Below are 15,009 nucleotides of genomic sequence, written 5' to 3'. Positions count from 1 at the left end.
AATCAATCATTAGTTCGATTATCGCACAACATGCACTGGAAAGCAGATATGATCGATAAAACTTTTGAATCACTGGAGCGGGCGGTCGCGGACATCCATGACGGCGCCACCGTCATGATCGGCGGCTTCGGCAATGCCGGCATGCCGTCGGCGCTGATCGATGCGCTGATCGCGCAGGGCGCGAAAGAACTCACCATCGTCAACAACAACGCCGGCAACGGCGAGACCGGCCTGGCCGCGCTGCTCAAGGCCAAGCGCGTGCGCAAGATCATTTGTTCGTTCCCGCGCCAGACCGATTCGCATCACTTCGACGCGCTGTACCGCGCCGGCGAAATCGAACTGGAACTGACGCCGCAGGGCAACCTGGCGGAGCGCATCCGCGCCGCCGGCGCCGGCATCGGCGGCTTCTTCACCCCGACCGGCTACGGCACGCTGCTGGCCGAGGGCAAGGAGACGCGCCTGATCAACGGCCGCCACTACGTGCTGGAGTCGCCGATCCACGCCGACTTCGCGCTGATCAAGGCCCTGCGCGGCGACCGCTGGGGCAATCTGGTGTACCGCAAGACCGCGCGCAATTTCGGCCCCATCATGGCCATGGCCGCCAAGGTCACCATCGCCCAGGTGCGGGATGTGGTGGCGCTGGGCGAACTGGATCCGGAAGTGATCGTCACGCCGGGCATTTTTGTACAACGCGTGGTGAAGGAATCGGCATGAGTAATCAAACAGCGCGCTATACCCGCGACCAGATGGCTGCCCGCGTCGCCCAGGACATCCCGGAAGGCGCCTACGTCAACCTCGGCATAGGCCTGCCGACCAAGGTCGCCAACTACCTGCCGACCGACCGCGAAGTCTTCCTGCATTCGGAGAACGGCTTGCTGGGCATGGGCCCCGCGCCGGCGCCGGGCGAGGAGGACGATGACCTTATCAACGCCGGCAAGCAGCCGGTGACCCTGCTGACCGGCGGCGCCTACTTCCATCACGCCGATTCCTTCGCCATGATGCGCGGCGGCCACCTGGACGTTTGCGTGCTGGGCGCCTTCCAGGTGTCGGGCAAGGGCGACCTGGCCAACTGGCACACCGGCGCGCCGGACGCGATTCCGGCGGTGGGCGGCGCCATGGACCTGGCGCTGGGCGCCAAGCAGGTGTTCGTCATGATGGAACACCAGACCAAGACCGGCGAGAGTAAGATCGTCGCTGAATGCAGCTACCCGCTGACCGGCGTGGCGTGCGTCAACCGCATCTACACCGACATGGCGGTGCTGGACGTCACCGCCGACGGCCTGCGCGTGCGCGAAATGGCGCCCGGCCTGACGTTTGAGGAATTGCAGGCCGCCACCGGCGCGCCGCTGTTGAAAGGACAATGAAATGACCGAAGCATTTATCTGTGACGCCATCCGCACCCCCATCGGCCGCTACGGCGGCGCGTTGAAGGACGTGCGCGCCGACGATCTGGGCGCGATTCCGCTGCGCGCGCTGAAGGAACGCAATCCCGGCGTCCAGTGGGACCAGGTGGACGATGTGTTCTACGGCTGCGCCAACCAGTCGGGTGAGGACAACCGCAACGTGGCGCGCATGTCGCTGCTGCTGGCCGGCCTGCCGCAGGAAGTCCCCGGCACCACCATCAACCGCCTGTGCGGCTCGGGCATGGACGCCATCGGCACCGCCGCGCGCGCGATCCAGGCCGGTGACGCCAGCCTGATTATCGCCGGCGGCGTGGAGTCGATGACGCGCGCGCCTTACGTCATGGGCAAGGCCGATAGCGCCTTTTCGCGCAGCGCCAAGATCGAAGACACCACCATGGGCTGGCGCTTCGTCAACAAGGCGTTGAAGGAAGTCTACGGCACCGAGACCATGCCGGAGACGGCCGAAAACGTCGCCGCCGATTATGGCGTCAGCCGCGCCGACCAGGACGCGTTCGCGCTGGCCAGCCAGCGCAAGACCGCCGCCGCCATCGAGGCCGGTGTATTCAAGCAGGAGATCGTGCCGGTGACGCTGCCGGTGAAGAAGGGCGATCCAGTGGTGTTCGCGCAGGACGAGCATCCGCGCGCCACCACCACCGAGGCGCTGGCCAAGCTGAAAGGCGTGGTGCGCCCGGAAGGCACGGTCACCGCCGGCAACGCCTCCGGCATCAACGACGGCGCCTGCGCGGTGCTGGTCGCCAGCGGCGAGGCAGCGAAACAGCACGGCTTGAAGCCGCTGGCGCGCATCGTCGGCATGGCCACCGCCGGCGTGGCGCCGCGCGTGATGGGCATCGGCCCGGTGCCTGCGGTGCAAAAGCTGCTGCGCCAGACCGGCCTGACGCTGGACCAGATGGATGTGATCGAATTGAACGAGGCATTCGCCGCGCAGGGGCTGGCCGTGCTGCGTGAACTGGGCCTGAAGGATGACGACCCGCGCGTCAACCCGAACGGCGGCGCGATCGCGCTGGGCCATCCGCTTGGCATGAGCGGCGCGCGCCTGGTGACCACCGCGACCTACCAGCTGCACCGCAGCGGTGGCCGTTACGCGTTGTGCACCATGTGTATCGGCGTGGGGCAGGGAATTGCGATGATTATCGAAAAAGTGTAAGTTGCAAAGAAGAGTAGTGGAGACAATATGAACAAATATAATCAAAGCGGGAGGCAGTCATGCTAGCCAATTTCGCCGGCGTGCTGTTTGACGGCATCGCCTACGGCAGTCTGCTGTTCCTGATCAGTGTCGGCCTGTCGGTCACGATGGGCATGATGAACTTCATTAACCTCGCCCACGGCGCGTTCGCGATGCTGGGCGGGTATGTGAGCGTGTCGCTGCTGTCGCGCTTTGGCGTGCCGTTCCTGGCTTCGCTGCCGCTGGCCTTCATCGCCTCGGCGCTGGTGGGGCTGGTGCTGGAGCGCCTGCTGTATCGCCGCCTGTACAAGGCCAGCCACCTGGATCAGGTGCTGTTCTCGATCGGCCTGACCTTCATGTCGGTGGCCGCCGCCACTTACTTCTACGGCCCGACGCAGCAGCCGGTGCTGCTGCCGGACTGGCTGCGCGGCCAGGTGTCGCTGCTGGGTCTTGACGTTGGTTCGTACCGCTTGTTCCTGATCGGCGTGGTGGTGATCGTGACCATCGCACTGGGCCTGCTGATCGAGCGCACCCGCTTCGGCGCGCAGATCCGCGCCTCGGTGGACAATCAAACGGCGGCGGCTGGCCTGGGCATCAACGTCAGCCTGGTGTTCAGCCTGACCTTCGCGCTGGGCTCCGGCCTGGCCGGCCTGGGCGGCGGCCTGGGTATCGACGTGCTGGGCCTCGATCCGACCTTCCCGGTCAAGTACATGGTCTACTTCCTGCTGGTGGTGGCGGTGGGCGGCGCCGGCACCATCAAGGGGCCGCTGCTGGCGGCCGCGATCCTCGGCGTGTTCGACGTCGCCGGTAAATACTATGTGCCGGAGATCGGCGCCTTCGTGATCTACGCGCTGATGGTGGTGCTGCTGATCCTGTTCCCCGCTGGCTTGATGCGGAGGAAAGCATGAACGCCTTTGTTGAAACGGAGACCAAGACCGTGTCCCAAGCTGCCCGCATCCTTCCCGCGCCCAAGCTGCCCAACGACCGTTGGCAGCCACTGGAAATCGTCTTCTGGCTGTTGCCGATCGCGGCGTACTTCGCCTTCCCCGGCTATCTGGTGCTGATCAGCCAGATCATGATCGTCGGCCTGTTCGCGGTGTCGCTCGACCTGATCCTCGGCTACGCGGGCATCGTCTCGCTGGGCCACGCCGCCTTCTTCGGGCTGGGCGCCTACACCGCCGGCCTGCTGTCGGTGCATGGCTGGGGCGAACCGCTGAGCGGCCTGCTGGCCGGCGGCGTGGTGGCCGGCGTGGCCGGTTTGCTGACCGCCTTCCTGGTGGTGCGTGGCCAGGACCTGACCCGTTTGATGGTCACGCTGGGCATAGGCCTGATGCTGTTCGAAGCGGCCAACAAGGCCGCCTTCATCACCGGCGGCGTGGACGGCCTGTCCGGCATGATGGTCGGTAAACTGTTCGGCACCTTCGAGTTTGACCTGAACGGCAACGTCGCCTTCTGGTACAGCTTTGCCGTGCTGTTCATCGTGTTCGCGGTGCTGCGCCGCGTGGTGAAGTCGCCGTTCGGTTTGAGCCTGATCGGCATCCGCGAAGGCGTGCGCCGCATGCCGTCGCTGGGTGTGAACGTGAATCGCCGCCTGGTGGCCGTGTTCACACTGGGCGCGGTGATCGCCGGCCTGGCCGGCGCGCTGCTGGCGCAGACCACGCAGTTCGTCGGCCTCGATTCGCTGGGCTTCCCGCGTTCCGCCGAACTGGTGATCATGCTGGTGCTGGGCGGTACCGGCCGCCTGTACGGCGCGCTGGTTGGCGCGGCGGTGTTCATGCTGGCGCAGGATTACATCGCCGGCCTGAATCCGACTTACTGGCAGTTCTATATCGGCCTGCTGCTGGTGCTGATCGTGCTGTTCGCGCGCGGCGGCATCCTCGGTGGCCTGGAACGCCTGCTGCAACTGGTGAAACCTCAACGCAAGGAGCAGCCATGAGCCGCGATATCACTTTACGTACCGAAGGCCTGAGCAAGAAGTGGGGCGCCTTCGTCGCCAACAGCGACGTGTCGCTGACCTTCGAGCCGGGCGCGCGCCACGCGCTGATCGGCCCTAACGGCGCCGGCAAGACCACCTTCATCAACCTGCTGACCGGCGCCTTCAGCCCAAGCAGCGGCAAGGTGTATCTGGGCGGGGACGACATCACGCATCTGCCGCAGCATGAGCGCGTCCACTGCGGCATGACGCGCACCTTCCAGCTCAACACCCTGTTCGCCGGCATGACGGTGCTGGAATCGGTGGCTCTGGCCATCAGCGAGCGACGCGGTCTGCAGAACGTGTGGTGGAAGACGGTGGCCAATCATCCGGAAGTGATCTCGGAAGCGATGGAGCTGCTGGCCACATTGAAGTTGAGCGACCAGGCCAACAGCATCACGCGCAGCATGGCTTACGGTAAGCAGCGTTTGGTGGAGATCGCGCTGGCGCTGGCGACCAAGCCGCGCATTCTGCTGCTGGACGAGCCGGCGGCCGGCATCCCGCAGGCCGAGAGCAAGGAGCTGTTCGAAGTGCTGGCGCAGCTGCCGCGCGATGTGACGGTGCTGTTCATCGAACACGATATGGGACTGGTGTTCCGCTTCGCCGACCGCATCACGGTGCTGGTGGGCGGCAAGGTGCTGACCGAGGGCACGCCGGCGGAAATCGCCGCCGACCCGCGCGTCAAGGAAGTTTATCTGGGGGAGTCGGAACATGACTGAGCTGCTGGTGTTGGATAAGGTCACCGCCGGATATGGCGAGTCCATCGTATTGGAAGACGTGTCGCTCACGCTGAAGGAAGGCGATTCGCTGGCGCTGCTGGGCCGTAACGGTGTTGGCAAAACCAGTTTGCTGGTGACGCTGATGGGTCTCACGCGCCTGCACAAGGGCAGCATCCGCTGGGCCGGCGGCGACATCTCGCGGGTGTCGACTCACAAACGTTCGCGCGCGGGGCTGGGATGGGTGCCGCAGGAGCGCCATATGTTCCCATCGTTGACGGTGGAGGAGCACTTGACGGTGGTGGCGCGTCCCGGGCCGTGGAATCTGCAGAAGATCTATCAGCTCTTCCCGCGCCTGTTCGAGCGCCGCAACAACATGGGCAATCAGTTGTCGGGCGGCGAGCAGCAGATGGTGGCGATCGCGCGCGCGCTGATGACCAATCCGCGCATCCTGCTGCTGGACGAGCCGATGGAGGGCCTGGCGCCGATCATCGTGCAGGAGCTGGTGCGCGTGATTCGCAAGCTGGTGCAGGAGGAGGGGATGTCGGTGATCGTGGTGGAGCAGCATGCGCGCCTGGCGCTGTCGCTGACGCAGCGCGCCATCGTGCTGGATCGCGGCCGCATCGTGCACGACTCGGACAGCGCCAGCTTGCTGGCGGACGGCGATAAGCTCGATAAACTGGTCGCTGTCGCCTGAACGTCGCCCCGGCGAAGGCCGGGGCCCATAGAACGTATGCGATAACACAGCGCATATGTTCCATGGGTTCCGGCCTTCGCCGGAACGACGTGGCTTACTTCTTGGTGTAGATGCCCACGCCAACGAAATATTTGTCGTTCACCTTTTTCACGTAGGAGGACTTCGGCTCCAGCTCTTTGCTCACTGGATTGACCCACACATAATCCACCCAGCCGGTCTTGCCCGACATGGCCAGGTCGCGCATCTCTTTCGAGAAGTATTTGCCGTTGGCGTCGCGCAGCTGGTTCATGTCCTTGTTGTTCAGCTTGGAATTCGTGGCATGGCATTTCATGAAGCCGTTCGCCTCGTACACGAACACGTACAGCTCGCCCTGGATATAGCCGCCTTTCGGATCGGCGAAATCCTTGCACGCGTCTTCGATACTTTTTTTCTGGATGTTGGCCACCGCCTTGTCGACCAGCGCGATGGCTTCCTGTTTGTCCTGCGCAAACGCAGGCAGGGCGGCAGCCAGCACAAGGGCGGCGGTCAAATGACTGAGTTTCATGATATCCCCCTGATTTATTTTTTGGTGTAGATGCCAACGCTTACCATGTACTTGTCATCCGCCTTGCGGACATACGCCGACTTGGGCTCCAACACTTTCGAGGTTGGATTCGGCCACACATAATCAACCCACCCAGGCTTGCCCGACATGGCCACGGCGCGCATGTCCTTGGTGAAGTACTTGCCGTTGGCGTCTTTCAGCTCGATCATGTCCTTGCCGTTCATGCGCGGGATGGTGGCGTGGCAGACCATCTTGCATTGCATGTCCTGCACCACGACATATACGTCGCCCTGGATATAGCCCGCCTTGGGATCGACAAAGTCCTTGCAGGCTTCTTCCACGCCCTTCTTCTGAATATTGGCAACCGCCTTGTCCGCAAGCGCCATGGCTGCGGCACGTTCGGCTTCCTGGGCGTATGCACCAGACATCGCCACCAGCGCAACGGCAGCGGTCAACTGGGTGAATTTCATTATGGTCTCCTGTGTTTTATGTGGCCAGCACGCCGGTGTTCCGGCAAGACCTATGCTAGCGCACTGTGTCGCGCGGCGCGAGCGGTGCGCGGCTTTGTTCGTTGTTTTCTTGTACCAGCTTGGTCAACAGTTCCATGAATTGCAATTGTTCCGGGCCGGTCAGCGGCGCGAGGATGCGCCGGCGCAGACGCTGCGAGCCGGGGATCAAGGCCTCCAGCAGCTGCTCGCCCTCGGCGGTGATGGTCAGCGCGCGCTGACGGCGGTTGGTCGGTATCACCTTGCGCTCCAACAGGCCTTTCTCCTCCAGGCGCGCGCACACGGTGGCGCCGGTCGAGGTATCGATGCCGGTGGCGGCAGCCAGCGACACCTGGTCGATGCCCGGCTGCGCCGCCAGGTTGCGCAGCATCGCGTACTGCACCGGCGTCAGCTCGGTGCCCATTTCGTCGTAAAAAATCGACACCGAGATTTGCTGCGCGCGGCGCAGCAAGTGGCCCGGATGTTCATACAGGTTGATTAATTGGCTTTCGGTTTCTGGCATGGGGTTCTCGGTTGTGCGGTGCCGCATTTAAAGTGGTTTACTTCGCGCCTGTACTGTACTACATTCAGTGTACTGAATATTAAAGCACAAGGAGACAGAATGTTCCCGAAAAATACCTGGTATGTGGCCTGCACGCCGGACGAAATCGACGGCAAGCCGCTGGGCCGCACCATCTGCGGCGAGAAGATCGTGTTCTATCGCGGCGCGGAAGGGAAGGTGGCCGCGGTGGAGGATTTCTGCCCGCATCGCGGCGCGCCGCTGTCGCTGGGCTTTGTGCGCGAAGGGCAGCTGGTGTGCGGCTACCACGGGCTGGAGATGGGCTGCGACGGCAAGGTGGTCAGCATGCCGGGGCAGCGCGTGCGCGGCTTCCCGTGCATCCGCAGCTACCCGGTGGAGGAGCGCTATGGCTTCATCTGGGTCTGGACCGGCGACAAGGAGAAGGCCGATCCGGCGCTGATCCATCACCTGGAATGGGCCGACAATCCCGAGTGGGCCTATGGCGGCGGCCTGTATCACATCAACTGCGAGTACCGCCTGATGATCGACAACCTGATGGACCTGACGCACGAGACCTATGTGCACGCGTCCAGCATCGGCCAGAAGGAGATCGACGAGGCGCCGGTGAACACGCGGGTCGAGGGCGAGCAGGTCATCACCAGCCGCTACATGGAAAACATCATGGCGCCGCCGTTCTGGCGCGCGGCCCTGCGCGGCAACGGCCTGGCGGACGACGTGCCGGTCGACCGCTGGCAGATCTGCCGCTTCTCGCCGCCCAGCCATGTGATGATTGAAGTCGGCGTGGCGCACGCGGGCAAGGGCGGCTACGACGCCGCGCCGGAACACAAGGCTTCCAGCATCGTGGTGGACTTCATCACGCCGGAAACGGAGACCTCGCACTGGTACTTCTGGGGCATGGCGCGCAACTTCAAGCCGGAAGACAAGGAACTGACCGCCACCATCCGTGAAGGACAGGGTAAGATCTTCGCTGAAGACCGCGAGATGCTGGAACAGCAGCAGCAGAACATCCTGCGCCACCCGGAGCGCAAGCTGCTGATGCTGAACATCGACGCCGGCGGCGTGCAGTCGCGCCGCATCCTTGACCAATGGCTGGAGCAGGAGAAGACGGCATGAGCACCGAACTGCTGGAAGTGCGCGTGGAGCGCCGCGCCAACGAGGCTGAGGACATCTGCAGCTATGAGCTGGTGAGCGTGGACGGTGCGCAGCTTCCAGCTTTCACGGCGGGCGCGCACATCGACGTGCACGTGGCGCCCGGCATCGTGCGCCAGTACTCGCTGTGCAATCCGCCACATGAGCGCCACCGCTACGTGATCGGCGTGCTGCGCGATCCTTCCTCGCGCGGCGGTTCGCGGGCCATGCACGATCAGATCCAGGCCGGCGCGAAACTGACCATCAGCGCGCCGCGCAACCACTTTCCGCTGGTGGATGCGCCACGCAGCCTGCTGCTGGCCGGCGGCATCGGCGTCACGCCGCTGCTGGCGATGGCGGAGACCTTGTCGGCGCAGGGGGCGCCGTTCGAGATGCATTATTGCACCCGCTCCCCCGAGCGCACCGCCTTCCGCGACCGCATCCTGAACGCACCCTACGCCGCGCAGGTGCGCTTCCATCACGACAGCGCGCGGCCGCTGGACCTGCCGGCGCTGCTGGCGGGGCTGGAGCGCGGCACCCATATCTACTTCTGCGGGCCGGCGGGCTTCATCAGCTACGTCAAGGCCAGCGCCGCTGCGCTGGGCTGGCCCGAGAACCAGCTGCACCTTGAATATTTCGGCGCCGATGCCGCCGGCGCGCCGGTGGAGGGCGACCAGCCGTTCGACGTCAAGCTGGCGTCGAACGGCGCGTGCTACACCGTTCCCGTCGGCCGCACCGTGCTGCAGGTGCTGTCCGACGCCGGCGTGTTCGTGCCCGCATCCTGCGAGCAGGGTGTGTGCGGCACTTGCCTCACGCGCGTGCTGGACGGCGTGCCGGACCACCGCGACCTGTATCTCACCGAGGAAGAGCAGGCCGCCAACGACCAGTTTACCCCTTGCTGTTCGCGTTCCAGGAGCGCCACCCTGCTGCTGGATTTATAAAAAGAGAAAAGGAGACCCCATGACTGAACATATCAATAGCCAGCGCCGCCACATCCTGCTCGGCGCGGCCGCGCTGTCGGCGGGCGTGCTGCCATCCATCAGCCATGCCGCCGAGCCGCTGAAGGTGGGCCTGATCGTGCCGATGTCCGGTCCGTTCGCCTCCACCGGCCGCCAGATCGAGGCCGCCGTCAAGCTGTACATGCAGCAGAACGGCAGTGTGGCGGGCGGCCGTCCGGTCGAAATCATCCTGAAGGACGATGGCGGCGTGGCGCCGGACGTCACCAAGCGGCTGGCGCAGGAACTGGTCTCGCGCGACAAGGTGCAGGTGCTGGCCGGTTTCGGCCTGACGCCGCTGGCGTTCGCCGCCGCGCCGGTGGCCACCCAGGCCAAGGTGCCGATGATCGTGATGGCCGCGGCCACCTCGGTGATTCCGCAACGCTCGCCCTACATCGTGCGTACAGGCTTCACGCTGGCGCAGGTCACCGCGCCGATGGCGCAATGGGCCGGCAGGAACAAGATCAAGAACGTGGTGACTTTCGTCAGCGACTACGGCCCCGGTCTGGACGCCGAGAAGGTCTTCGTCAAGGACTTCACCGAAGCGGGCGGCAAGGTGGTGGACAGCCTGCGCGCGCCGCTGCGCAACCCGGACTACGCGCCGTTCCTGGCCAAGGTGAAGGACCTGAAGCCGGACGCGCTGTTCGTGTTCGTCCCGTCGGGCGAGGGCGCGGCTGTGCTCAAGCAGTTCACCGACCGTGGCCTGGCCGCCGCCGGCATTCGCCTGATCTGCACCGGCGACGTGCTGGACGACGACCTGATGGCCAGCATCGGCCCCGCGGCGGCGGGTGTGGTGAGCAGCCACCATTACTCGGCCGCGCACCCATCGGCGGAGAACAAGGCTTACGTCGAGGCCTTCACCAAGGCAAACAAGGGCATGCGCCCCAACTTCCACTCGGTCGGCGCCTACGACGGCATGCACCTGCTGTACCAGGCGCTGAAGCAAACGGGCGGCGACAGCAACGGCGACAAACTGTTGGCGGCGATGAAGGGCATGGCCTGGACCAGCGTGCGCGGCCCGGTCAGCATCGACGCCGCCACGCGCGACATCGTGCAGACGGTCTACATCCGCAAGGCGGAAGCGGTGGGCGGCGCATGGTTCAACGTGGAGTTCGACCAGGTCGAGAAAGTGCGCGATCCCGGCGTATAAATCTGTGGTGGAATAAACACGCAAGCATCGCGCCGCACCTGTGCGGCGCGATTTTTTTATGGCCCGCGCAAAGAATCTATTTGAAGTTAACTATCTAGTTAGTGTAATGTCTGCTCAGGATCAAAAAAACAACCACAACGACGGAGACAGCAGATGAACAAGATTCGCATCGGTGCGTGGCAAGGCTTCGCCCTGAAGAGCAGTGTGCTCGGTTTTAGCGCCGTGATCAGCGCGCAGGCGCAGACCGCGGCGGAAGCGCCGCCCATGCCGGCGGTCGAGGAGATGCCGAAGATGGAATCGGTGGTGATCACCGGCTCGCGCATCGCCACCCGCAACTACACCTCGCCCAGCCCCATCGTCGCCACCACCAAGGACGTGCTGCAGGAAAGCGGCAACGTCACGCTGGAAGCGACGCTGAACCAGCTGCCGCAGTTCACGCCGTCCGGCACCGCCGCCACCGGCGGGCAGGGCACAGGCGCGCGCGCCACGCTGGACTTGCGCGGCCTGGGCGACAACCGCAACCTGGTGCTGCTGGATGGCCGCCGCCTGCCGCTGGCCAGCGCCTTCGGCCAGGTAGACATCAATACCGTGCCGCAGGCGGTGATCGACGGCATCGAGACCATCAGCGGCGGCGCCTCCGCTGTCTACGGTTCGGACGCCATGTCGGGCGTGATCAACTTCAAATCGCTGCGCAAGATGAAGGGCATCGTGTTCGACGTCCAGTACGGAAACTCGCAAAAGGGCGATCTGCGCAAAGTCAGCCCGTCGCTCACGGCCGGCACCGAATTCGATGAGGGCAAGGGCTTCTCGCTGTTCTCGGTCAGCTATGACGATCGCGAAAGCCTGCCGGGCCGCGCGCGGCCGTTCTTCGCGCTGGGCGTGCCGTCGAGCTACCTGGGCACCAGCACCTATCTGCCGGCGGCCAACAACCTGCCGACGCAGGCCGCCGTCAACAGCGTATTCTCCAAATACGGCGTGAGCGCCACCGTCCCGCGCACCAATAACCTCGGCTTCAACGACAATGGCACGCTGTTCAGCCAGAGCGGCGCGGTCAACTACCAGGGCGTCACCAGCGGCGCCTACGCCATCATCGGCGGCAACGTGCGCATGCCGGTGCTGATCCAGAATGACCTGCTGAATGGCCTGCGCCGCGAAAGCCTGTTTGAGAAACTGGACTACCGTTTCACGCCCGAGCTGACCGGCTATGCCCAGTTCCTGCATACGCGCTCGGTGGCGCACACCAATTCCGGCCGCACGCTGACGCAGTTCGGGCAGGGCGCCAACACCTTGGTGCCGTTGTCCAATCCCTTCGTCCCGGCCGACCTGAAAACCATCCTGGCTTCGCGTCCCGATCCGACCGCGCCGTTCCTGTGGAATAGCCGCTTTGTCGGGGTGCCGAACAAGCAGTGGGACGAGGCTTATACGGTCGACCAGTTGATCGTCGGCGCGCGCGGCGATCTGCCGTTCCGCGACTGGAGCTGGGACGCCTACGTCTCGGCTGACCGTACGGTGCACGACCAGACCCAGTTCAACGCGGTGCTGACCTCGCGCGTGCAGGAACTGCTGAACGCCAAGGACGGCGGCGCCTCGATCTGCGCGGGCGGCTTCAATCCTTTTGGCGACGCGAATTCGCGCTCGCTGTCGGACGCGTGCCGCAATTACATCTCCACCAATGCGCTGAGCCGCGAAACCCTGAGCCAGCGCATCGCCGAAGCCAGTTTGCAAGGCACGCTGGCCACGCTGCCGGCCGGCGAGATGCAGTTCTCGGCATCGGCCAACTACCGCAAGAACACCTACGACTACGTGCCGGATTCGCAACTGGCGGCGCAAAACATCGAGGCGGTGATCGCGTCGCAGCGCTCGTCGGGCCGGACCTCGGTGAAGGAAGTGGCGCTGGAGCTGCGCATCCCGCTGCTGGCGGACGCGCCGTTCGCCAAGTCGCTGGGCATCACGCCGGGCTACCGCCATTCCAACTACGATACCGGCGTCAACGCCGGCACCTACAAGGTGGAACTGGAATGGACGCCGGTGAAGAACTGGCTGGTGCGCGGCGGCATCCAGCACGCCATCCGCGCCCCCAATATCGGGGAGCTGTATAGCGCCGCCAGCGGCAACCAGGTGCAGTTCGGTAGCCCGCCTAACGGCGGCGAGCCTTGCGACGTGCGCACCGCCGCCCGCACCGGCGCCAATGCCGCGCAACTGCGCGCCTTGTGCGTGGCCACCGGCGTGCCGTCCAATGTGGTCGACAGCTACACCTTCCCGACCGTGGCCACGTCCACCGTCTCCTCCGGCAATCCGAACCTGAAGCCGGAGGTCGCCGATACGCGCACCCTGGGGCTGGTGTTCACGCCGCAGCTGCCATGGCCGCTGTTCTCGCAGCTGAGCGGCTCGATCGACTACTACACCATCAAGATCAAGGACACCATTTCGGCGGTGCCAGCGGCGTCGGCGCTCAACAAATGCTACAACCTCGATGGTTCCAATCCGAGCTATTCGGCCGCCAACGCGTTCTGCCAGCTGATCTCGCGCGACGCCAACGGCCTGCTGACGCAAGTGTCGGCGCCGTACCTGAACCTCGGCCTGCTGAAGACTTCCGGCGTGGATGTGCAGCTGGACTGGCGCTTCCCGCTGTCGGCGGTCGGCCTGTCCAAGGACGCGGGCACCTTCAACATCAACACGGCGGTCAGCTTCACCAACAGCTATCAGTCGCAGGCGCTGCCGGGTGACGCCATCAAGGAATTCAAGGGCACGGTGGATACGGTGATTCGTCCGGCGTGGCAGTCGACCGTCACCTTCCGCTACGATCTGGGCGCCTTCTCCGGCAATCTGCGCTGGCGCCATATCCCGGCGATGGACGACGTCACCACCGTGACCCGTCCCGCCAGCCCGACCGCCGGCGTGGCCAAGTACGACATCTTCGACCTTGGCGTGCGCTACTCGCTGACCAAGAACGTCACGCTGCGCGCCGGCATCAACAACCTGTTCAACCGCGATCCCGCGTATGTGCCGGGTAACCAGAACCTGACGCTGGCGTCGACCTACGACATCATCGGCCGCTCGTACTACCTGGGCGTGCGCACCAAGTTCTGATCCATGGGGGACTTTATGAAATCATCCAGACTGGTGGTGCTGCTGGCCGCCTGCACCATGGCGCTGCCGGCGGTGGCGCAGAAACAGGTGACGGTGGACGCCGCCGGCACAGCGCATGTGCGCGAGGCGGCCATCGAGCTGTCCAACATCCTTAGCCCGGCTTCGCAGGAGATCATCCGGCGTAGCCGGCCGACCGAAGGGCCGGGCGCCGCCAAGCCGCCTGATGCCACGGACATGGCGGAGCTGCGCAAGGCCATGAACGCGGCCCTGCAGCCCAACGTGCGGCACATGCGCGAGCTGTACCCGGTCGACGTGGAGGAAACCACGCTGAATGGCATTTCGGTGGCCGTCATCACGCCCAAGGGCGGCGTGCCGGAAGCTAACCGCAACCGCATCATGATCAATGCGCCCGGCGGCGGCTTCCGCACCGGCATCCGCGCCAACGGCCTGTTGATCAGCATTCCGGTGTCGGCGGTGGGGCGCTTCAAGGTCATCTCGCTGTTGTACCGGCAGGGACCGGAGTACCGCTTCCCGGCGGCGACTGAGGACTTCACCAAGGTGTATCAGGCGGTGCTGAAGGATTACAAGCCGGCCAACATCGGACTGGTGGGCTGCTCGGCTGGCGGCGCGCTGGTGGCGCAAAGCGTAGCATCGTTCCAGAAGGCCGGCTTGCCGGCGCCCGGCGTGATCGGCGTGTATTGCGCCGGTTTGGGCGCGCGCTTCATGGAGGGCGATTCGGCCGTATTCGCGGGGCTGGCGACGGGAGCCAGCATCGCCATGCCGCCGGGACCATCGTACCTGGACAACGTCAGCGTTGACGATCCGGCCGTCACGCCGGCCAACGACCTGGCGGTGCTGGCCAAATTCCCGCCCACGATCTTCGCCACCGGCACGCGCGACTTCGCCATGAGCTCCGCCGCCTACGGGCACCGGCGCCTGCTCAAGGCGGGCGTGGCGTCCGAGCTGCTGATCTACGATGGCCTGGGCCATGGTTTCATGACCAATCCGGACTATCCCGAGGCGCGCGACCTGTACGAAATCACCGCAAGGTTCTATGACAGGTATCTGGGGCGATGAGGTGTGGCGCGTGCTTGGGGTTCGGTTA

15 protein-coding genes are annotated in these 15,009 nt (G+C 64.8%); 12 read left to right on the top strand and 3 right to left on the bottom strand.

Features of this window, described 5'->3' with window-relative positions; genetic code table 11:
* Positions 1-48: 48 nt before the first annotated feature.
* From FHW83_RS00800 to FHW83_RS00770, 7 genes are read left to right on the top strand one after another with little or no spacing between them, the layout of a single operon-like run.
* The gene (locus FHW83_RS00800; RefSeq protein WP_176644480.1) at positions 49-714 is read left to right on the top strand and encodes a 3-oxoacid CoA-transferase subunit A; all 666 of its coding nucleotides are present in this window, start codon (positions 49-51) and stop codon (positions 712-714) included.
* The gene (locus FHW83_RS00795) at positions 711-1,364 is read left to right on the top strand and encodes a CoA transferase subunit B (RefSeq protein WP_176644479.1); all 654 of its coding nucleotides are present in this window, start codon (positions 711-713) and stop codon (positions 1,362-1,364) included. Before FHW83_RS00800 ends, FHW83_RS00795 begins: the two co-directional genes overlap by 4 nt.
* Position 1,365: 1 nt before the next feature.
* Positions 1,366-2,568 carry a 3-oxoadipyl-CoA thiolase gene (gene pcaF, locus FHW83_RS00790; RefSeq protein WP_176644478.1) on the top strand — a complete coding sequence of 401 codons (1,203 nt, stop codon included), beginning with the start codon at positions 1,366-1,368 and terminating at the stop codon, positions 2,566-2,568.
* 59 nt (positions 2,569-2,627) lie between these two features.
* The gene (locus tag FHW83_RS00785; protein WP_176644477.1) at positions 2,628-3,494 is read left to right on the top strand and encodes a branched-chain amino acid ABC transporter permease; all 867 of its coding nucleotides are present in this window, start codon (positions 2,628-2,630) and stop codon (positions 3,492-3,494) included.
* A complete protein-coding gene (locus tag FHW83_RS00780; RefSeq protein WP_176644476.1) occupies positions 3,491-4,522 on the top strand; it encodes a branched-chain amino acid ABC transporter permease in 1,032 nt (343 codons plus the stop codon). Before FHW83_RS00785 ends, FHW83_RS00780 begins: the two co-directional genes overlap by 4 nt.
* Positions 4,519-5,277, top strand: coding sequence for an ABC transporter ATP-binding protein (locus FHW83_RS00775; RefSeq protein WP_176644475.1), 759 nt, complete (start codon positions 4,519-4,521; stop codon positions 5,275-5,277). The genes FHW83_RS00780 and FHW83_RS00775 overlap by 4 nt, the downstream gene beginning before the upstream one ends.
* On the top strand, positions 5,270-5,971 hold the full coding sequence (locus tag FHW83_RS00770) for an ABC transporter ATP-binding protein (RefSeq protein ID WP_176644474.1): 702 nt from the start codon (positions 5,270-5,272) through the stop codon (positions 5,969-5,971). The genes FHW83_RS00775 and FHW83_RS00770 overlap by 8 nt, the downstream gene beginning before the upstream one ends.
* Before the next feature lie 94 nt (positions 5,972-6,065).
* Here FHW83_RS00770 and FHW83_RS00765 read toward each other — a convergent pair whose 3' ends face one another.
* The 3 genes from FHW83_RS00765 to FHW83_RS00755 are packed head-to-tail and all read right to left on the bottom strand — an operon-like array spanning position 6,066 to position 7,523.
* A complete protein-coding gene (locus FHW83_RS00765) occupies positions 6,066-6,515 on the bottom strand; it encodes a cache domain-containing protein (protein WP_176644473.1) in 450 nt (149 codons plus the stop codon).
* A 14-nt stretch (positions 6,516-6,529) separates the two neighbouring features.
* Entirely contained in the window at positions 6,530-6,985 is a 456-nt protein-coding gene (locus FHW83_RS00760) for a cache domain-containing protein (protein WP_176644472.1), read from the bottom strand.
* 55 nt (positions 6,986-7,040) lie between these two features.
* The gene (locus FHW83_RS00755; protein WP_176644471.1) at positions 7,041-7,523 is read right to left on the bottom strand and encodes a MarR family winged helix-turn-helix transcriptional regulator; all 483 of its coding nucleotides are present in this window, start codon (positions 7,521-7,523) and stop codon (positions 7,041-7,043) included.
* A gap of 99 nt (positions 7,524-7,622) precedes the next feature.
* On the opposite strand from FHW83_RS00755, the gene FHW83_RS00750 reads away from it, so the two are divergent.
* The 5 genes from FHW83_RS00750 to FHW83_RS00730 all read left to right on the top strand — a co-directional run bounded on the left by FHW83_RS00750 (position 7,623) and on the right by FHW83_RS00730 (position 14,981).
* Positions 7,623-8,654 carry an aromatic ring-hydroxylating dioxygenase subunit alpha gene (locus FHW83_RS00750; RefSeq protein ID WP_176644470.1) on the top strand — a complete coding sequence of 344 codons (1,032 nt, stop codon included), beginning with the start codon at positions 7,623-7,625 and terminating at the stop codon, positions 8,652-8,654.
* The gene (locus tag FHW83_RS00745; protein WP_176644469.1) at positions 8,651-9,610 is read left to right on the top strand and encodes a PDR/VanB family oxidoreductase; all 960 of its coding nucleotides are present in this window, start codon (positions 8,651-8,653) and stop codon (positions 9,608-9,610) included. The genes FHW83_RS00750 and FHW83_RS00745 overlap by 4 nt, the downstream gene beginning before the upstream one ends.
* A 19-nt stretch (positions 9,611-9,629) precedes the next feature.
* Positions 9,630-10,814: an ABC transporter substrate-binding protein gene (locus tag FHW83_RS00740; RefSeq protein WP_176644468.1), complete on the top strand. Its 1,185-nt coding sequence runs from the start codon at positions 9,630-9,632 to the stop codon at positions 10,812-10,814.
* 153 nt (positions 10,815-10,967) lie between these two features.
* Entirely contained in the window at positions 10,968-13,904 is a 2,937-nt protein-coding gene (locus FHW83_RS00735; protein ID WP_176644467.1) for a TonB-dependent receptor domain-containing protein, read from the top strand.
* Positions 13,905-13,919: 15 nt separating this feature from the next.
* Entirely contained in the window at positions 13,920-14,981 is a 1,062-nt protein-coding gene (locus tag FHW83_RS00730) for an alpha/beta hydrolase (RefSeq protein WP_176644466.1), read from the top strand.
* Positions 14,982-15,009 lie beyond the last annotated feature (28 nt).

The organism is Duganella sp. SG902 (assembly GCF_013376005.1).
Taxonomy (GTDB): Bacteria; Pseudomonadota; Gammaproteobacteria; order Burkholderiales; family Burkholderiaceae_D; genus Rugamonas.
The sequence above is the reverse complement of the archived record's forward strand: the minus strand, read 5'-3'. Positions and strand labels throughout refer to the sequence as shown.